The organism is Bacteroides sp. An279, from assembly GCF_002159615.1.
In the GTDB taxonomy this organism is placed as follows: Bacteria; Bacteroidota; Bacteroidia; order Bacteroidales; family Bacteroidaceae; genus Phocaeicola; species Phocaeicola intestinalis.
Genome location: NZ_NFJA01000024.1, coordinates 23,010 through 43,083 on the forward strand (window position 1 = coordinate 23,010; position 20,074 = coordinate 43,083).

Here is a 20,074-nt window from a genome sequence, read left to right on the forward strand (position 1 = left end):
TTAACAGCACCGGAAGTATGGAGAATTATATCGTATCGGCACGAAAATACCGTCCTTCGACCTTCGACACCGTTGTAGGTCAAAAGGCACTGACCACTACTTTGAAAAACGCGATAGCCAATCATAAACTGGCGCACGCCTATTTGTTCTGTGGACCGCGAGGAGTAGGGAAGACTACATGTGCCCGTATTTTTGCCAAAACCATCAATTGTCTTCATCCTACTTCCGAGGGCGAGGCATGTAATACATGCGAATCGTGTGTGGCTTTCAACGAGCAGCGTTCTTATAACATCCATGAACTGGATGCGGCATCAAACAACTCGGTGGAAGACATCCGCTCGCTTATCGAGCAGGTACGCATCCCGCCTCAGGTGGGCAAGTACAAGGTGTACATCATCGACGAGGTGCACATGCTTTCGCAAGCAGCATTCAACGCTTTCCTCAAAACGCTGGAAGAGCCTCCCCGGCATGCAATCTTTATTCTTGCTACGACTGAGAAGCACAAGATACTTCCTACTATCTTGAGCCGGTGCCAGATATACGATTTCAACCGTATCAGCGTGAACGATATGGTGGAGCATCTGGAAGGCGTGGCCTTGAAAGAGCATATAGACGCGGAACCCGAGGCACTTACGGTTATTGCCCAAAAAGCGGACGGAGGAATGCGTGACGCTTTGTCTATCTTCGACCAGGTGGCAAGCTTCACCAACGGACACATCACTTACCGGAGTGTCATCGAAAACCTGAATGTGCTGGATTACGAATATTATTTTAAACTGACAGATTTCATTCTGGAGAACAAAGTGCCCGATTGCCTTCTTACATTCAACGATGTATTGCAGAAAGGATTTGACGGCAACCATTTCATCACCGGACTGGCTTCGCATTTCCGCGACCTGCTGGTGAGTCATGACTCTGCTACTTTGCCTTTGCTGGAAGTCGGGGCTTCTATCCGTGAAAGATATTTGAAACAGGCTCAGAAATGTACGGCATCCTTCCTTTTTAAGGCGATGAAGCTTTGCAATGATTGTGACTTGAACTATCGGGTGAGCAAAAACAAGCGGTTGTTGATAGAACTGACCTTGATTCAGCTGGCACAACTGGGCGGACCGGATGAGGAAAGTGAGGGGCGTAGCCCTAAGCAGACCTTAAAACCCGTATTCAATCAATCCCAGCCGGTCCAATCGTCTCGTCCGGCAGCGCAAGTTCAGCCTTCAACAGTATCTGAGTCTGAGGCAATTTATCCCCAGACGGTTTCTTCCCAACCGGTTGCCGCACCTGTTGGTCCGGTTATGCACGCAAATCCGCTTCCCAAGCAAGAGGCGGGAAAAAAGATTCCGGTGGTAAAGGCTGGGAGTATGGGGATTTCTATCCGTCGTCCACATGTCGCACAAAAGCAAGATACGGTGAGGTCGACCGATGTGTCGACCTCTTCTTCCGAAGACAAGGATTATGAAGATTACCTCATTACGGAAAGAGATCTGAATGTTTATTGGAACGAATTTGCTGTGAATCTTCCGAAAGAAGAGGCGGCAAATGCAGCACGCATGCGCAATATTCATCCACATTTGCTGGAAGACGGTGTGACGTTTGAAGTAGTTGTGGATAACGAAATGGTGCAGAAGTATATGACCAATCTGGGGGCAGGTATTGAGGCGCATTTGCGCAACAAACTTCATAATCGGAAAATTAAGATGAAAGTACGTGTGAGTGCTCCCAATGAAAATGTGCGTGCCTATAGTCATCTGGAACGCTTCCAAATGATGAGCAAGAAAAACCCCGACCTCTTGAAACTGAAAGAGGAACTGGGGCTGGAACTTGCCTGACAGGTAATGATTATACTTTAGTAAGTCAGTCGTATCACATATGTTCGTTTGAGGAGGCTTTGGACAATGTGTCTAAATATCGTGATTTCTCATCCGGTATTCCGCCAGTTCTTCGTACTTTGTGCCGGGGCGCCCATAATTGCAATACGGGTAGATGGAGATGCCCCCACGGGGTGTGAAGATGCCCGTTACCTCGATGTACTTCGGATCCATCAGGCGGATAAGGTCTTTCATGATGATGTTTACACAATCCTCATGGAAGTCTCCATGATTGCGGAAGCTGAAGAGGTATAGTTTCAAGCTTTTACTTTCCACCATTTTCATGTCGGGCAGATAGCTGATGCGTATTTCCGCAAAGTCGGGCTGCCCTGTAATAGGGCATAGACTGGTAAACTCCGGACAATTAAACCGTACCCAATAGTCGTTTTCGGGATGCTTGTTGATAAACGCTTCCAACACTTCGGGGGCATAATCTTGCTTGTAAGCGGTGGTCTTTCCCAAGATAGTCAATTCGTCTTTTCTTTCCATGATTTTTTAATTTGCTAATGAGCTAATAAATAATGTGCCAATAAACAATGTGCCAATAAACAATGAAATAATACGCTAATTCATTAGCACATTAGCACATTATTACATTGGCACATTATTTATTGTCACATTGTTTATTTTCCAAGTACTTTTCCAATCCTTCCCGGCGGAGTTTGCAGGCGGGACAATGTCCGCATCCGTCTCCAGGGATTCCATTATAACACGTCAGGGTCTCGTGGCGTACCAGGTCGAGCACTCCCAGTTCGTCTGCCAAAGCCCAGGTCTCTGCCTTGTCTATCCACATCAGTGGGGTATGGATGACGAACTGCTCGTCCATGGCAAGGTTAAGCGTGACGTTGAGCGATTTGATAAATGAATCGCGGCAATCGGGATAACCGCTGAAGTCGGTTTGCGATACACCTGTCACCAGGTGGCTGATGCCCCGTTCGCGTGCATATACGGCGGCAATGCTCAAGAAAAACAGGTTGCGCCCCGGTACGAAAGTGTTCGGGTAGTTGCCTTCGGGCTTTTCTTCGTCCATCGGAATGGAAAGGTCGGTAAGCGAGTTTTTACCCAAATGCCCGATAAACGATACGTCCATCACATCGAAATGTACTTCTGCCTTACGGGCGATTTCGCGTGCCAAGTCCACTTCCTTTACATGTTTCTGCCCGTAAAGGAAAGTCAGTGCATATACTTCCTTGAAATGTTTTTTTGCCCAAAACAAGCAAGTGGTGGAGTCTTGTCCGCCACTGAATACGACTAATGCTTTGTTTTTATCCATTGTTTTTGTTATCTTAGGTACTAGGTGACTAGGTTCTAGTTTTTTAATACCAAATACTAAGACTATTTAAAACCTAGTACCTAGTTATCTAGTCACCTGGTCCCTGATTTATAGTTCGTTAATTTTAAGAATATTGTAAGATATGTTCTCGTCGTAGGTGTCCGTTCCGTCAATGTGCTTGATGTAACGTACGACACGGACAGTAACGGGGAGTACAATGATTTCGTACATCGTCTTCAGCGCTACTTGCACCAGCATCATTTTGCCCAGCTCGGAAAGCGGCATCAGTCCGCCGAATGCTAAGGGGAAGAAGATAAGCGAATCGGCACTTTCGCCATATACCGTAGAGAGGATGGCACGCGCCGAGAAATGTTTTCCTTGTGAAGACAGCTTCATACGGCTCATCACGTAGGCATTGATAAACGAGCCTGCCAGAAAAGCCAGCAAGCTTGCCGCGGCAATGCGGGGAGCCATGCCAAATACAAAATTGAATCCCGCTTCACCTTCCCAAAACGGGGCAGCGGGCAATGCTACGGCAAGCTGGCCCAAGGCAACGGTCATGAAATTCATAAGAAATCCCATCCAGATGATGAGACGAGCCTTACGGAAGCCCCACACTTCGGCTATGCAATCATTGATAATGTATGAGACGGGAAAAACAATCAGCCCGGCAGTAACCGCTATCGGTCCCAACTGCACGACTTTGGTTTCTAATAGATTTGCCGCTACGAGGCATACACAAAACACGATGCCCAAAACCATAAAAGGCACCGATACGAGATTTTCTTTTTTCATCGCTCCTGTTTTTTACGTGGTTGTCCTAGAATACACGGAAGATGTTTCGGCAAAGAAACATCCTCATCTTTTTATCGGGCGCAAAGTTACGGATAATTTGTCGGATTAGCAAGAAAACCCTATATTTGTACACTTTCTATAGGCAAGATTATGGCAAAGAACAATCTTTTGACGGAAGAACTGAACTATATCGGAGGAAGCAAGACCCCGACGCACCTGCACTTGTGTACGTATGGACCAGCCGGAGCGGAAAACCATGACGGTGACACCATAGAAGACATATTGCCTTATTTCAAGGCGGGCTCCATGCACTGGATTCAGATACATGGGCTGAAGGATACGGAAGAAATACAGAAGGTATGCCGGCATTTCGGCATTGGGTTCCTTACCGAGCAGGATATTCTCAATTCGCTTCATCTCACCAAGATTGAAGCACACGAAGACTATAATGTCGTAATCCTGAAACTGCTTTCCGCTACAGGTGAGGACGAATATCTTCCCCAGCAGCTTTGCCTGGTGCAAGGCGAAGATTACCTGCTCACTTTTACGGAAAACGATACCGATTTTTTCGATGAAATCTATACGGCGATAGAAAATGACGTGTTGAAAATCCGTACCCGCTCGTCAGACTTTCTGCTGAGCGTGATTCTGAATAGTGTGATGACCAGTTTCATGTCCATCATTTCGGATATGGAAGACAAGCTGGAAGACTTGGAAGAGCGCTTGCTCACGCCCGGTGTGATGGACCCAACAATCGGTGACCTGCACGTGTTCCGGCGTAATTATCGCCTGATAAAGAAATGCATCTTCCCGCTGAAGGAACAAATCGCCAAACTTCTTCATCCTGAAGATACCCGGTTGCTGCATAAGGCGAGCCGCCCGTTCTTCAACGATGTAAACGACCACCTGCAATTTGTCCTGCAAACATTGGAAGGATGCCGTGACCTGCTCGGTGCGCTGGTCGATATGATTCTTTCCAGCAACGACCGGCACATGAACAACATCATGCGCCAGCTCACCGTGGTGTCTACCATCTTTATTCCGCTGACTTTTCTCGCCGGCATCTGGGGGATGAACTTCCGCGTCATGCCCGAACTGGACTGGAAATACGGATACCTCTATGCTTGGGGACTGATGTTGCTCATCGCCATCGGTGTATGCGTGTACTTTAAGCGGAAGAAATGGTATTAAAAGCCGGAGAGATTGCGATTTGCCTCAACGGCACTTTTTATATAAAAATGGGAACGAAAGAAAAATGAGAAAAAAAGAACTTTACGACCGGGTAATCGCTTATTTCGAGCAGGCGATGCCCGTGGCAGAAACCGAATTGCATTACGAAGACCCTTTCCAGTTGCTTGTAGCCGTTATCTTAAGCGCACAATGCACCGACAAGCGGGTCAATATGATTACTCCGGCATTGTTCCGTGATTTTCCTACGGCAGAAGCTATGGCTGCCACCACTCCCGATGTGGTTTACGAATACATCCGGAGCGTGAGCTATCCCAACAACAAGGCGAAGCATCTGGTAGGAATGGCACAGATGCTGGTGCGTGATTATGAAGGGCAGGTGCCCGATACGCTGGAAGAACTGGTGAAGCTTCCCGGAGTAGGACGGAAGACAGCGAATGTCATCCAAAGCGTGGTGTTCCATAAAGCCGCCATGGCGGTCGATACTCACGTGTTCCGTGTGAGCCACCGCATCGGGCTGGTGCCCGGCACCTGCACTACTCCGCTTGCTACCGAAAAGCATCTTACCCGTTATATTCCTGAAGCCTTGATACCCAAGGCACACCATTGGCTTATCCTGCACGGACGGTACGTGTGTACGGCACGCAATCCGAAATGCGACAAATGCGGATTGAACGGCATCTGCCAGGCATCGCTGAAAGCAAAGATTTGATTGAAATATTCACAACAGAGCTTTTGAGTATGGATTTGTGCATTTCCTGCATGTTCCACACCATCTACATTTGATGGCATATACAAGAGTAAGACGGTAAGGAACATTTGTTTTTGCATATAGGTCGTATCTTTGTTTCAGCAGGCATACTTTTACGTTCTTGATATCAAAACCGTACGGTTTTGAATTGGAAACCGTACGTTCTCGATATGGAAACCGTACGGTTTTCATATGGAAACCATAAATGGAAGCCGTCTGAAACGATCATGTAATCCAAATGTGGAAACAACTGTTCCGGGGAGAAATCAGAAACTCACCACAGAGGGTACAGGGGAAAATCTATTTTTCTCAATTTACGAAGTACGATTCCATATCAAAATAGTAAATTGCCCAATCGTAAATTAAAAACCCCTGCGTCCTCTGTGGTGAACAAATCATACGTATTTCGTGTTCCGCATATCACCTGTTTCGGCAAATGCCAGATGCATCTGAAAGGCGTTACGGAGCGACATCGGGGTATGACAATGCCCTTCCGAAAGTTTCAGGTAATCCCAAAGCAGTTCTTTATAGTCGGGATGCGCGCAATTCTCGATGATGAGACGTGCCCGTTGAAGCGGTGATTTTCCTCTCAAGTCTGCTACTCCCTGTTCGGTCACAAGAATGCGTACATCGTGTTCGGTACTGTCTACGTGCGATACTTGAGGTACGATGGACGAGATAAGCCCGCCTTTCGCCGTAGAAGGGGTGGTAAAGATAGACAGGTAGGCATTACGTGCAAAGTCACCCGAGCCTCCGATGCCGTTCATCATCTTGCTTCCCGACACATGAGTGCTGTTTACATTGCCGAAGATGTCAGCTTCAAGTGCTGTATTAACCGCAATGATACCTAACCGGCGGATGACTTCAGGGTGGTTGGTGATTTCTTGCGGACGGAGCAGGACGCGGTCTTTCATTTCACCGATGTGTTCGTAAAGCAGGTCCAACTTATCGTCCGAGAGTGTAAGCGAGCTGCCTGCCACAAAACGGATGCGCTCTTCCAGCATCAGGTCGATAACGGAGTTCTGTATCACTTCGGTATACATCGAAAAGGCAGGCAAGTGCGGGTCGCCGCCCAAAGCTCCCAATACGGCATTGGCAATGTTTCCTACGCCCGATTGCAAGGGAAGAAATTCTTTGGGAATCGCTCCCTGACGATATTCCTTTACCAAAAAGTCTGCTACGTTTTGTCCGATTTGGCGTGTGGTTTCGTTCAGAGGAGTGAAGGCGGCTATCTGGTCACGCTCGTTTGTCAACACCACTCCAGCCACTTTCTTGGGGTCTACTTTCACGCTGATGCTTCCGGTACGGTCGTTTACCTTATAGATAGGGATTTCACGGCGGTAAGGCGGATTGTCGAGCACAAAGATGTCGTGCATTCCCGTCAATTTGCCCGCATGAGCTTCGTTCAATTCGATAATGATTTTGTCTGCCACACATGTCAGGGTGGGCGAAATGCCTACCGAGGTGCTCAGAATGAGGTCGCCTTCAGGGGTAATGCCGGAGGCTTCGATGATAGCCACATCGATTTTCCCCAAGAATCCGTAGCGCACGTCTTGTCCGATTTGCGAAAGGTGAAGATCGAAATATTGCACCTCGCCGCTATTGATGGCATTCCGCATTTCCTTGTTCGACTGGAAAGGAGTGCGGAAAGCAACGGCATGCGCTTCGGTCAGGGCACTGTCCACCTGGTTTCCTGTTGCCCCTCCGGTAATAAGTCCTATTTTAAACGGTTTTCCTTCATTGTGTAATGTTTCTGCACGCTTTGCTAATGCAGCGGGGACTGCTTTCGGTGTACCTACTGACGAGAATCCTCCGATGCCGACCGTCTGTCCGTCGATGATAAGCGCTGCAGCTTCTTCTGCTGATAAAATTGGATATTTCATGGATGCTGTTATTTATTAGTGCCACAAAAATAGATGTTTTCTGATTAAATAGCAAAAGTTTTGTTTATGTATATGACAAAATATTGAATAAGTTGCTTGTGTATGTAATATAATGATATTTTTATGCATTGTTCTCTGTGGAGGTGAATGTTGTCTTATAAACGTTTTTTTGTGGATAATTGAAAAAAAACTGCCGATTTCTTTTGTAGGTTCAAAGAAAGCCGTATCTTTGCATCGCTTTTCAGAAAAAGCCATAAGCCGAAATAACTCAGTTGGTAGAGTAACTCATTCGTAATGAGTAAGTCGCGGGTTCGAGTCCCGCTTTCGGCTCGAAGATTCACATTGTGGGTCTTTTTTTATGCCCGAACTTTTATAATTAAAAAGAGAATGTATAAGTTTTATTTTTACATAAAAAATTAGCATATGTACATGAATACCTGAACTTACCGATTCGGTAATTCAGGTATTTTTTTTATCTTAACGGCGACTAAACGAAAACGAGTAATATGGAACCACTTAAACACGAATGCGGAGTAGCGATGATACGGTTGCTTAAACCGTTGGAATATTATCAAGAGAAATACGGAACATGGATGTATGGGCTCAACAAGTTGTATCTGTTGATGGAAAAGCAGCACAACCGCGGGCAGGAAGGTGCCGGACTGGCGTGTGTAAAGCTTCAGGCAAATCCGGGAGAGGAATACATGTTCCGTGAAAGAGGGTTAGGGTCGGGAGCGATTACCGAAATATTCGGAACGGTGCACGGTTATTTCAAAGAGCTTACTCCCGAACAGATGGCAGATGCGGAATATGCCAAGCAATGCCTGCCTTTTGCCGGCGAGCTTTATATGGGGCATCTGCGTTACTCTACCACAGGCAAAAGTGGCATTTCGTATGTGCATCCCTTTTTGCGGCGCAATAATTGGCGGGCAAAGAACCTTGCCTTGTGCGGCAATTTCAACTTGACGAATGTCGATGAGATATTTGCCGACATTACAGCCGCGGGTCAGCATCCGCGCAAGTATGCCGATACGTATATCATGCTGGAACAGGTGGGGCACCGGCTCGACCGCGAAGTGGAACGCCTTTATAATGAATGTAAGGCGGAAGGGCTGGAAGGAATGGACATTACGCATACGATTGAAGACCGTATTGACATTACCAATGTGTTGAAGACTTCTACTCCGAAGTGGGATGGAGGATATGTGATATGCGGGCTGACGGGAAGCGGTGAAGCGTTTGCCGTGCGTGACCCGTGGGGCATCCGTCCGGGATTCTGGTATATGGACGATGAGATTATGGTACTTGCATCCGAGCGGCCGGTCATTCAGACGGTACTGAATGTGCCTGCAGACAGCATCAACGAACTTTTGCCCGGGCAGGCTATCTGGGTGAACAAGAAGGGGCAGATGCGTCTGGAGCAAATCAATGAGCCGAAGAAGAAGAAGGCTTGTTCGTTCGAACGCATTTACTTCAGCCGGGGAAGCGATATGGATATCTACCGCGAACGGAAACTCTTGGGGCAGAAACTGGTGGATCCGATTCTGAAAGTAATCGATTACGATGTGGTGCATACCGTATTTTCTTTTATTCCGAATACGGCGGAGGTGGCATTCTATGGCATGTTGGAAGGTTTCGACAATTACCTGAACCAGCTCAAGGTGCAGCGCATCGAGGCATTGGGGCATAAGCCCAGCCATACGGAACTGGAACAAATCCTGTCGCAACGCATCCGGAGCGAAAAGGTAGCTATCAAGGATATCAAGTTGCGTACATTTATCGCCGAAGGCAATACGCGGAACGACCTTGCCGCCCATGTATATGATGTAACGTATGGAAGTCTGGTTCCCTATGCCGATAACCTGGTGATAATCGACGATAGCATCGTGCGGGGAACTACGCTGAAGCAGAGCATTATTAGTATTCTTGACCGTTTGCATCCGAAAAAGATTGTCATTGTGTCATCTTCGCCCCAAGTGCGTTATCCCGACTATTACGGCATTGATATGGCAAGTATGGAGCAGTTCATTGCTTTCCGTGCCGCTATTGCCTTGTTGGAGGACAGGGGGATGCGTCGCGTCATCGAAGATGCATACCGTAAGTCGAAAGAGCAAGTGGGCTTGCCTAAAGAAGACATGGTGAATTATGTGAAAGAAATCTATGCACCATTTACCGATGAGGAAATCTCACGCAAGATGGTGGAACTTCTTACCCCTGTGGGCACACAGGCAAAAGTGGAAATCGTTTACCAGACGCTCGATGGCTTGCACGAGGCTTGTCCCGACCATGAAGGAGACTGGTACTTCAGCGGTGACTATCCTACTCCAGGGGGCGTGAAACTGGTCAACAAGGCATTTATTGATTACATTGAACAAATATACCAATTTTAACTCCTATATATAATAAGGTATGAGAAGATTTTTCTTGGCTTCGGTTGCAGCTTTGGCTCTTGCCGGAGGACATGCGCAAAATGTGCAGAAAGGCGATTACGGGTATCTGTATTGCCACATGAGCGGACGCGGGGAATGGACGGCATACGCCTTGAGCCGCGACGGACTGAACTATCACGACCTGTTGGACGGAGGTCCCGTGTATGATGTGCAGAAGCTTTCGCCTATTGAGGGAGGCGCGCGTGATGCTTTTATCTGCCGCACTTCGGACGGGAAAGGTTATCTGATGGTTACTACTGACATGTGTGTCGGAAAGAGCAAGCAATGGTTTAACTATGGCATCAACCTGCTCCGTAGCGATGATTTGATTCATTGGACTTCTACTACCTTCGACTTCCGCAAGGGACCGGATATTTTCTGCGATCCCGATTCACCGGATGTGTATAAGGATTATGCCGGCATCAAGCGGGTATGGGCACCTCAAATCTTTTGGGACCCTGCTTATGTATGGCCCGACGGAACCAAAGGAGGATACATGATTTATTATTCCTTGCTCAATCCTGCCGAGGACCAATACGACCGGGTATTTTATTCGTACGCCGATGCTTCGTTCACCCGATTGACCAAGCCTCGTGTGCTGGTCGACTGGGGTTATGCTACCATTGATGCTGACATCAACTATGTGCCTGCCGACGGGCTTTACCACATGCTTATCAAGAAAGAGGGAGGTACGCCGGGCATCTTTGCCGCTACATCTGGCAAACTGACCGGACCTTATAAGATAAAGGATGAAAACGATTATGTGAAGTTCGAGGGCAACAAGAAGTGCGAAGGCTGCTCGGCATTCCAGCTGGTGGGCGATTCTACGTGGCGCGTTGCTTATATCGAATATTCATCCAATCCCAAGCGGTACCGCATTTGCCAGGCTGATGAATATCTTCAGAATTTTCATTCGCCCGTTACCCTTGAAGGCGTAGCCCATCCTCAGCATGGTTCGTTTATGCGGCTTACGAAAGAGGAATACGAACGCCTTCAGAAATGGTCGGATGAACAAATGAAAAAGTGATATGGAAGAGAAAAACAAATCGAAATTTGATGCCGGATATGGTTTGGCAGTAGGGCTGATGCTGGGAGTGACAATCGGTGTTTGCCTTGATAACATAGCCTTATGGATGCCCTTAGGCTTACTCGTTGGCATTACTATTGATTGCGGTTTGAAAGGAAAGAAAGATAATAAAAAGCAATGAGTGAACAAAAGGACAAAAATTATCTTTGGCTTGTATTTATAGCTTTAGGTATGGGTATTGCGATAATAGCGGATAATTTGCTGATAGGCCTTTGTTTAGTTGCTATAGGAATTTATCTTTATACTAAGAATAAGAAAAAAACACAAAACAATAAAGACGAATTAGATTAGAATGAGAAACGTGACGTTAATCCTTGACGACGGGAGCCGGTTTCACGGCAAGTCGTTCGGTTATGAGAAGCCGGTAGCGGGTGAAGTGGTGTTTAATACGGCGATGACCGGATATCCGGAAAGCCTGACAGACCCTTCGTATGCAGGTCAGCTGATGACGTTGACTTATCCGCTGGTAGGAAACTACGGGGTGCCTCCGTTCACATTCGAGGCGAACGGTTTGCCTACTTTTATGGAGAGTGAAAAAATACATGCTGAGGCGATTATCGTGAGTGATTATAGCGAGCGGTATAGCCACTGGAATGCTGTGGAGAGCTTGGCAGACTGGTTGAAGCGTGAGCAGATTCCCGGTATCACAGGCATTGACACACGCGAACTTACGAAGGTGTTGCGTGAGCACGGTGTGATGATGGGAAAGATTGTGTTCGATGATGAACCGGACAACGTTCCCGAAGCGCAATACGCCGGAGTGAACTATGTGGATAAAGTATCGTGTAAGGACGTGATTCGCTATAACGAGGGTAACGGGCGCAAGAAGGTAGTGTTGGTGGATTGTGGGGTGAAGTCCAATATCATCCGTTGTCTGCTCAAGCGCGGTGTGGAGGTTATCCGTGTGCCTTGGGATTACGACTTTAACGGACTGGACTTTGACGGGCTTTTTATTTCCAACGGACCGGGCGACCCTGATACGTGCGATGCGGCTGTGCAGAACATCCGCAAAGCGATGCAGAACGAAAAACTTCCCATTTTCGGTATCTGTATGGGTAATCAGTTGCTTTCGAAGGCAGGAGGTGCAAAAATATATAAGTTAAAGTACGGTCATCGGAGCCATAACCAGCCGGTACGTATGGTAGGGACGGAGCGTTGTTTCATCACTTCGCAGAATCACGGATATGCGGTGGACAATAATACCTTGGGAGCCGATTGGGAACCGCTTTTCATCAACATGAACGATGGCTCGAACGAAGGAATCCGCCACAAATGCAATCCTTGGTTCTCGGCTCAGTTTCATCCGGAAGCAGCCAGCGGGCCTACAGATACGGAATTCCTTTTCGATGAGTTCGTGAAACTGCTCTGAGATTTAGGATAAAACGCGGATTAACGCAGATTTCCGCGGATTATTTTAATAAAAAATTTAATCTGCGTGAATCTGCGCTAATCTGCGTTTCAAAAAAGGAATAAGAACTAACAACTAATTATAGAAATATCAATGAAAGATAACATAAAGAAAGTATTGTTGCTGGGTTCCGGCGCATTGAAGATCGGTGAAGCTGGCGAATTTGATTATTCCGGTTCGCAGGCACTGAAGGCTCTTAAGGAAGAAGGTATCGAAACGGTGCTTATCAATCCCAATATCGCTACGGTGCAGACTTCGGAAGGTGTGGCTGATAAAATTTATTTCCTTCCTGTCACTCCTTATTTTGTGGAGAAAGTCATCGATAAGGAACGTCCGGATGGGGTGTTGCTCTCGTTTGGCGGACAAACGGCATTGAATTGCGGTGTCGCTCTCTATCAGGGAGGGGTGTTCGAGAAATACGGCGTGCAGGTATTGGGTACTCCCGTACAGGCCATTATGGATACGGAAGACCGCGAACTCTTTGTGAAGAAGCTGGATGAAATCAACGTGAAGACCATCAAGAGCGAGGCTTGCGAGAATATTGAGCAGGCACGCCAGGCGGCACGCGACTTGGGCTATCCGGTTATTATCCGTGCAGCATACGCCTTGGGAGGTCTTGGTTCAGGCTTTTGCGATAACGAAGAAGAACTGAATGTGCTGGCGGAAAAAGCATTTTCCTTCTCTCCGCAGGTTTTGGTGGAAAAGAGCCTGAAAGGATGGAAAGAAGTGGAATACGAGGTAGTGCGTGACCGGTTCGACAATTGCATCACGGTCTGCAATATGGAAAACTTCGACCCGCTGGGCATTCATACGGGTGAAAGTATCGTCATTGCTCCGAGCCAGACGCTGACCAACAGTGAATACCATAAGCTGCGCGAGCTTGCCATCCGTATCATCCGTCACATCGGTATCGTGGGCGAATGTAATGTGCAATATGCTTTCGACCCTGAATCGGAAGACTATCGTGTGATTGAGGTAAATGCCCGCCTGAGCCGTTCCTCTGCACTGGCATCGAAGGCAACAGGATATCCGCTGGCATTTGTAGCTGCCAAGTTGGGACTGGGCTATGGACTGTTCGACCTGAAGAACTCAGTGACCAAGACCACATCGGCATTTTTCGAACCAGCACTCGACTATGTGGTATGTAAGATTCCGCGCTGGGACTTGGGCAAGTTCCACGGTGTAGACCGTGAGTTAGGCTCTTCGATGAAGTCGGTAGGCGAAGTTATGGCTATCGGACGTACGTTTGAGGAAGCGATTCAGAAAGGCCTTCGTATGATAGGGCAGGGCATGCACGGTTTTGTAGAAAACAAAGAACTGGTCATTGCCGATATCGACAAGGCATTGCGCGAACCTACCGACAAGCGTATCTTTGTTATTTCGAAGGCGATGCGTGCCGGTTATACCGTTGACCAAATCCACGACCTGACCAAGATAGACAAATGGTTCCTTTACAAACTGGAAAACATTATGCAGACTTCCAAAGAACTGCACGAATGGGGGAACAATCATATACAGCTTTCCGAACTTCCGAAAGAATTGCTTTATAAAGCCAAACGTCAGGGATTTTCCGATTTTCAGGTGGCACGTGCCATCGGTTATCAAGGTGAGATGGAAGACGGCATTCTTGCCGTGCGTGCGTACCGTAAAGCCATCGGTGTACTTCCGGTCGTAAAACAGATTGATACCCTTGCCGCTGAATATCCTGCACAGACCAACTATCTGTATCTGACGTATAGCGGTGTGGCAAACGATGTGCATTACCTGGGCGACCACAAGAGTATTGTGGTGCTTGGTTCGGGAGCTTACCGTATCGGTTCATCGGTGGAATTTGACTGGTGCGGCGTGCAGGCATTGAATACCATCCGCGAGGAAGGTTATCGTTCGGTAATGATTAACTATAATCCCGAAACGGTTTCTACCGACTATGATATGTGCGACCGTCTCTATTTCGATGAACTGACATTTGAACGCGTAATGGATATTCTTGACTTGGAAAATCCGCATGGAATCATTGTTTCGACTGGCGGTCAGATTCCAAACAATCTTGCCATGCGCCTCGATGCACAAAAAGTGAACATTTTGGGAACATCTGCCAAGAGTATCGACAATGCTGAAGACCGCGATAAGTTCTCGGCTATGCTCGACCGTATCGGTGTAGACCAGCCCGAATGGAGCGCATTGACTTCGATGGATGATATCAACGCCTTTATTCAGAAAGTCGGTTTCCCGGTATTGGTACGTCCGTCGTATGTACTTTCAGGAGCAGCTATGAATGTTTGTTCCAACCAAGACGAACTGGAACGTTTCTTGCAGCTTGCCGCCAATGTATCGAAAAAACATCCGGTAGTAGTGAGCCAGTTCATCGAACATGCCAAGGAAGTGGAAATGGATGCCGTGGCTCAGAACGGTGAGATTATCGTTTATGCCATCTCCGAGCATATCGAGTTTGCCGGTGTACATTCGGGAGATGCTACCATTCAGTTCCCTCCCCAAAAACTGTATGTGGAGACAGTGCGCCGTATCAAGCGCATTTCCCGTCAGATAGCCAAGGAACTGAACATTTCCGGACCGTTCAATATTCAGTTCCTTGCCCGCGACAATGATATCAAGGTGATTGAGTGTAACCTCCGTGCTTCCCGTTCGTTCCCGTTCGTGAGCAAGGTGCTCAAGATAAACTTCATTGAACTTGCCACTAAGGTGATGCTCGGTCTTCCGGTAGAGAAACCCGAAAAGAACCTCTTCGAACTGGATTATGTAGGCATCAAGGCGAGCCAGTTCTCGTTTAACCGCTTGCAGAAAGCCGACCCTGTATTGGGCGTGGATATGGCATCTACGGGCGAAGTCGGTTGTTTGGGTGATGATACTTCATGCGCCATCCTGAAAGCGATGCTTTCGGTGGGATATCGTATCCCTGAAAAGAATATTCTGCTTTCTACGGGTAGCACCAAGCAGAAGGTGGATATGCTTCAGGCATCGCGTGCATTGAAAGCGAAAGGCTATAATCTCTATGCTACTGGCGGTACTTCGAAGTTCCTCACCGAGAACGGCATTGAGAATACCCGTGTGTACTGGCCCAGCGAAGAAGGACATCCGCAGGCACTTGAGATGCTTCACAAGAAAGAAATCGATATGGTGGTGAACATTCCGCGTGACTTGTCGGTAGGTGAACTTACCAATGGTTACAAGATTCGGCGTGCGGCTATTGACTTGAATATCCCGTTGATAACAAATGCCCGTCTGGCAAGTGCGTTTATCAATGCATTTTGCTCGATGAGCATTGATGACATTGCCATCAAGAGTTGGGACGAGTATAAATAAAGGTCGATTTTTTAGATAGAAAAGGAGGCTGTATCAAAATAAAAATTAGTTTTCATTTTGATACAGCCTCTTTCTTGTGTATAAGTGAAATCGTCTTTTATTCGGCAAGCACTTTCTGAAAAAGTTCAGGCTGGTCTAGATTGACCAAGTCTGGCTCTTTCTCTATAGCAGTGCGATAGGCTTTTTCATTTGCGTTTAGGATAGCTGCCATAATGCGGATGCCGTTAGCCTTGCAGAACGCCTTGAATTCCGGTGTGATTTGTTCGGGATTGATTTCTACGTACGATGGGCGGCATACCGTCATCCAATATTGCAGGCGGGCGATGTCATCCGCATTTACTTTGATTTTCATTTCCGGAGCAAGGCGGACAAACTCTTTCAGCATTCCTTCATCGGCGAACCAGAAGAAACTGTTCGTGGCGAATCCTTTCAGGCGGACCAGTCTTACGAGGTCTTTTACGGGCGTGCCGCGTTTCACATCGAAGAATACATTTGCTTTTCCGTAGAGCGAATCGAGCATTTCCGAGATGCGAGGGATACGTGTGCCGGCATATTCTTTTCCAAACCAACTTCCTGCGTCTAATTTGTCCACTTCGTCAGAATTCATATCGGCTAATGCGCCTTGCCCGTTGGTGGTGCGGTCGAGGGACTCGTCGTGCAGGTTATACAGCACTCCGTCTTTGCTTTTCCGTACATCCAGCTCTATCCACGTGGCACCGTGTTCCAAAGCTGCGTATGCCGAAGCTACCGTGTTTTCGGGTGCCAAATGGTTGGCGCCCCGGTGTACCACTACCTCTATCGGGTCCTTGTATGTAGCCGAAGGATGCTCTACCTGCCAGTTTACGTTCAGCGGATTGTTCTGCATCTTCCATACCAAGGGCAGGGACTCATTATCCAATATCCATATTTCTGCTCCTTCGGTTTGGTCTATGCAATAGATGAGCGGGCATCCCAAGGCTTCTCCTTTTTTGTTTCCTTTCTTGTAAACCGTCTGGTTATAGTGAAATGCCCCAGTCGTCTTCAGTTCCTTGTAGGCTTGGCGTGAGAGCATGTAGGCGGTTTCGTTTATGCCTAACAGGCGGTTTTCTTTGTCTACGGGCTGGAGGAAGCATAATGTGTTTCCCGCTTCTTGCGATGCGGGAGCCATCAGGTAGCTTCCTTTTTGCCAATGCAGGTTCCGCAAGATGCGCCAGTCGATGCGCAACGTGTAGTTCTTTTCGCGGAATGACATTTCGTATTTGCGGGTCTGTCCGTGGAGTTTGAACACGAACAGTAATGTATCAGGCAGGGCGGTTTGCGCGCATATACTTCCGGTGCAGCATGCACCTATAATCAATAAAGAGAGAAGATATATCTTTTTCATGATGCAACTATATTCGTTTATAATCCTAATTCTGTTCCCCATTTGCCGGGCTTGTTTCCCATCTTCAATACCAGTTTGCCGCCAGCCACGAGGTCTTTATGGCGCAGGGCGGAGTAAGGGTAATCCTTTCCGTTCAAAGTCGCCGACTGGATGTACCGGTTCTCGTCCGAGAGGCGTTCTGCTCGGATGGTAAAGTCTTTTCCGTCTTCCAGATGGAAGGTGGTTTCTTTCAGCATCGGGGCATGTATCAGATAATAGTCTTGTCCGGCATTGGGATAAAGTCCTGTCATGTGGAAGGCAAGCCACGAAGACATCGCTCCCGAATCATCGTTTCCGGGAAGTCCCATCGGAGAGTCGTTAAAGTGGGTGGTGATGATTTCGCGGATGCGATCATCGCTCCGCCAGGGTTTCCCTATCCAGTGATACAGGCAGGGGGTAAGGAACGAAGGCTCGTTGTTCACATTATAAAAGCCTTTGTCGAAGAAGATGTCGAGGCGTTCTTCGAATTTCTCCTTCCCTCCGCATTGTGCGATAAGCCCCGGCACATCGTGAGGGATGCTGAGCGAGTATTCCCACGAGCTGGCTTCGTAGAAGAACATGTCCCACCACGGGGTGTACCACGGTCCTTCGAAGGTGACCGGTGTGTAGGTGTACGTAGGCTTCTGCACTTTCGAGTTACCGAAAGGTATCTGGTCGAGCCAGTTCCCCTCCTTGTCGCGCGGCATGATGAATCCTTTTGCCCCTTCGTGTTCGTAATCGCTCCGCCACAGGTTTTTCCAGTTCTCCGATTGTTTCAGATAGTGTCGGTAGAGGTCTTCTTTTCCCAGTCCTTTGGCTACCAATGCGATGGCATAATCGCAATACGCATATTCTACGGTGCGGTTTCCTGCACGTGGAATGCCATACGGGATGTAGCCTAATTCCAGGTAGGGGACCAGTCCGCCCCGTCCTTCCGCTTCCTGGTTTCCTCCGGGAGGCACGGTAGCATCCTGCAACATCGCTTTCAGTGCCAGTTCATAGTCGATGCCTTTCAAGCCTTTCACAAAAGCGTCGGCGATGACGATTTCGGCATTCGAGCCTCCTTGCGTACGTCCGTTGGCGTTTCCGCTTCGTGCGTCGGGCATGTATCCATCCCGTTTATAGATGGTGATGAGCGAGCGCACGATGTCGGTTTCGCGTTGCGGGTCGATAAGTGTGATGAGTGGGGTAGAGGTGCGGTAAGTGTCCCAAATGGCGTAATAGTCATCGTAATAAGGCTCAGGGTCGTTCCAAAGCGGATTCTCTCCGGTGCGGTCTACGGGCATAATCATCGTGTGGTAGAGCGCGGTATAGAACATCCGCTTTTGCGATTCAGGAGTTTCGGGAGCGATTTCAATCGCCTTGAACAGCTTTTCCCATTGTGCCAGCAGGCCGTTATGCACTTTCTCGAAAGACCAGTGGGGAATGTAGGTATGGGCATTGTGCTTGGCACGTTGGCTGCTCAGGAAAGAGATGCCGATTTTCAGTTGCACCACCGAGTCTCCTTGGGCAAAACGGAGCAAGGCGCCGGTTTTCTCATACGAATCGAATTGGGAGCGTTCGTCGGTTATCTTGCTTCCTTTCCATGTGCGGCACTGGGTGAAAGGCTTGTCGGTTTCGGCGTAAAAGTAAACCGTATAGGCGCGTCCGTTGTTCCAGCCTCCCCGGATTCGGGTATAGCCGCTTACTTCATGGTCGGACAGGATTTCTATTTCCGAACCTACGAACTGTTGGGCTTCACGTGCATCGGGCACGGGGCTTTCTCCCAAGAAGAAACCGGCATCGATAGCCAATGATTTCAAGGAATCAGCGGGATAGGTGAAGCGGTAGAACGAAGCCCGCTCCGTAGTGGTGATTTCCGTACGGATGCCGCTCTGCTTAAATCGGGTATCGTAATATCCCAGCCGGATGTTTTCGTAAGCCCGATAATCCAAGTGTTGGGTTTGGTCCATTCCGTTGCAGAAAGGCGTCACTAAAATATTCCCATACTTGGGACCTCCTCCGGTTCCGCTTACGTGTACTTGCGAGAATCCGTCCACCCGTTCGGGCATGGGCAGCCAGCCGCTATTGGGTGAAGGAGTGCAGTCGGGCGAAGGTTTGACCATTCCATAAGGGCAAGACGGACCGATAAATACCCGTCCCAGTCCTTCCGACCCGATGCGCGGGTCTACATAGTCGGTCAGTTGCGTTTGAGCGGAGGCGTAAATTATGCTGCTTAGGCACAAACCAGCCGTCAAGCCAATCAGTTTTTGAAGTTTCATGTTGCTCTATTGTATTTTATGTAAAAAGTTGATAATGGTTGGGTTGATGTTTTTACAAAGATACATTTTTTTACCTTCTCTGTCAAAGAAACCTATTCCTTAGTTTCCATGATTGGGTGAAAAAATAATCTTTGTATGGCAATAAGAAATTGTTTTGAAATATTCCAAAAGTTTTCTTGGCTTGATGTATTCGTTTTCGTGTGTGCTTTGGGCGATTTTGGGGGTTCTTCCCGTTTTTGTTTTCGTCAGAGATAGCCCGCTATCTTCCTCATCACACAAACGGAAATGCCTCAAAAACTCATCCCAATATATCTGCATTGTTTGTAAGAAGCTGTTTTGAATTTCTCCAAAAAGTTTTTCTTGGCTTGATGTATCCGTTTTCGTGTGTGCTTTGGGCGATTTTTTGGTCCTTTTCGCTCCTGTTCTTCGTCA

Annotated in this window: 16 protein-coding genes and 1 tRNA gene; 10 read left to right on the plus strand and 7 right to left on the minus strand. The window is 47.8% G+C overall.

Annotated elements, in window-relative coordinates:
- Window positions 1-17: 17 nt before the first annotated feature.
- Window positions 18-1,826: a DNA polymerase III subunit gamma/tau gene (locus B5F78_RS06180; protein WP_087406302.1), complete on the plus strand. Its 1,809-nt coding sequence runs from the start codon at window positions 18-20 to the stop codon at window positions 1,824-1,826.
- Window positions 1,827-1,898: 72 nt separating this feature from the next.
- On the opposite strand, the gene queF is transcribed toward B5F78_RS06180, so the two are convergent.
- The 3 genes from queF to B5F78_RS06195 form a co-directional block, all read right to left on the minus strand.
- A complete protein-coding gene (queF, locus tag B5F78_RS06185) occupies window positions 1,899-2,354 on the minus strand; it encodes a preQ(1) synthase (RefSeq protein ID WP_022041160.1) in 456 nt (151 codons plus the stop codon).
- 115 nt (window positions 2,355-2,469) lie between these two features.
- The gene (queC, locus tag B5F78_RS06190) at window positions 2,470-3,138 is read right to left on the minus strand and encodes a 7-cyano-7-deazaguanine synthase QueC (RefSeq protein ID WP_087247321.1); all 669 of its coding nucleotides are present in this window, start codon (window positions 3,136-3,138) and stop codon (window positions 2,470-2,472) included.
- Window positions 3,139-3,246: 108 nt separating this feature from the next.
- Window positions 3,247-3,933: a queuosine precursor transporter gene (locus tag B5F78_RS06195; protein ID WP_022041162.1), complete on the minus strand. Its 687-nt coding sequence runs from the start codon at window positions 3,931-3,933 to the stop codon at window positions 3,247-3,249.
- A 150-nt stretch (window positions 3,934-4,083) separates the two neighbouring features.
- Between B5F78_RS06195 and corA the strand changes: the two genes are divergently transcribed.
- Together corA and nth are read left to right on the plus strand one after the other, a co-directional pair.
- Window positions 4,084-5,124 carry a magnesium/cobalt transporter CorA gene (corA, locus tag B5F78_RS06200; protein WP_013617428.1) on the plus strand — a complete coding sequence of 347 codons (1,041 nt, stop codon included), beginning with the start codon at window positions 4,084-4,086 and terminating at the stop codon, window positions 5,122-5,124.
- A gap of 64 nt (window positions 5,125-5,188) precedes the next feature.
- Window positions 5,189-5,833, plus strand: coding sequence for an endonuclease III (nth, locus tag B5F78_RS06205; protein ID WP_013617429.1), 645 nt, complete (start codon window positions 5,189-5,191; stop codon window positions 5,831-5,833).
- A 434-nt stretch (window positions 5,834-6,267) separates the two neighbouring features.
- Here nth and B5F78_RS06210 read toward each other — a convergent pair whose 3' ends face one another.
- Entirely contained in the window at window positions 6,268-7,755 is a 1,488-nt protein-coding gene (locus tag B5F78_RS06210) for a succinate CoA transferase (RefSeq protein WP_087406304.1), read from the minus strand.
- A 257-nt stretch (window positions 7,756-8,012) separates the two neighbouring features.
- Between B5F78_RS06210 and B5F78_RS06215 the strand changes: the two genes are divergently transcribed.
- The 7 genes from B5F78_RS06215 (at window position 8,013) to carB (ending at window position 16,000) form a co-directional block, all read left to right on the plus strand.
- Window positions 8,013-8,085: transfer RNA gene (locus tag B5F78_RS06215), tRNA-Thr, on the plus strand.
- 176 nt (window positions 8,086-8,261) lie between these two features.
- Window positions 8,262-10,145: an amidophosphoribosyltransferase gene (locus B5F78_RS06220; protein ID WP_022041166.1), complete on the plus strand. Its 1,884-nt coding sequence runs from the start codon at window positions 8,262-8,264 to the stop codon at window positions 10,143-10,145.
- A 19-nt stretch (window positions 10,146-10,164) separates the two neighbouring features.
- On the plus strand, window positions 10,165-11,211 hold the full coding sequence (locus tag B5F78_RS06225) for a glycoside hydrolase family 43 protein (protein ID WP_087406305.1): 1,047 nt from the start codon (window positions 10,165-10,167) through the stop codon (window positions 11,209-11,211).
- A gap of 1 nt (window position 11,212) precedes the next feature.
- Window positions 11,213-11,392, plus strand: coding sequence for a hypothetical protein (locus B5F78_RS06230; RefSeq protein ID WP_022041168.1), 180 nt, complete (start codon window positions 11,213-11,215; stop codon window positions 11,390-11,392).
- A complete protein-coding gene (locus B5F78_RS17090; protein WP_022041169.1) occupies window positions 11,389-11,562 on the plus strand; it encodes a hypothetical protein in 174 nt (57 codons plus the stop codon). The genes B5F78_RS06230 and B5F78_RS17090 overlap by 4 nt, the downstream gene beginning before the upstream one ends.
- A gap of 1 nt (window position 11,563) precedes the next feature.
- Complete coding sequence (gene carA, locus B5F78_RS06235; RefSeq protein WP_087211457.1) at window positions 11,564-12,640, plus strand: glutamine-hydrolyzing carbamoyl-phosphate synthase small subunit; 1,077 nt, start codon at window positions 11,564-11,566, stop codon at window positions 12,638-12,640.
- Window positions 12,641-12,772: 132 nt separating this feature from the next.
- Window positions 12,773-16,000 (plus strand): carbamoyl-phosphate synthase (glutamine-hydrolyzing) large subunit, encoded by a 3,228-nt coding sequence (gene carB / locus B5F78_RS06240; protein ID WP_087406306.1) that lies wholly within the window; start codon window positions 12,773-12,775, stop codon window positions 15,998-16,000.
- 97 nt (window positions 16,001-16,097) lie between these two features.
- On the opposite strand, the gene B5F78_RS17785 is transcribed toward carB, so the two are convergent.
- The 3 genes from B5F78_RS17785 to B5F78_RS17095 form a co-directional block, all read right to left on the minus strand.
- Complete coding sequence (locus B5F78_RS17785) at window positions 16,098-17,363, minus strand: glycerophosphodiester phosphodiesterase family protein (protein WP_239473444.1); 1,266 nt, start codon at window positions 17,361-17,363, stop codon at window positions 16,098-16,100.
- Between the two features lie 17 nt (window positions 17,364-17,380).
- On the minus strand, window positions 17,381-19,642 hold the full coding sequence (locus B5F78_RS06250) for a GH92 family glycosyl hydrolase (protein ID WP_087406307.1): 2,262 nt from the start codon (window positions 19,640-19,642) through the stop codon (window positions 17,381-17,383).
- A 99-nt stretch (window positions 19,643-19,741) separates the two neighbouring features.
- On the minus strand, window positions 19,742-19,960 hold the full coding sequence (locus B5F78_RS17095) for a hypothetical protein (protein ID WP_162608494.1): 219 nt from the start codon (window positions 19,958-19,960) through the stop codon (window positions 19,742-19,744).
- Window positions 19,961-20,074: the final 114 nt, after the last annotated feature.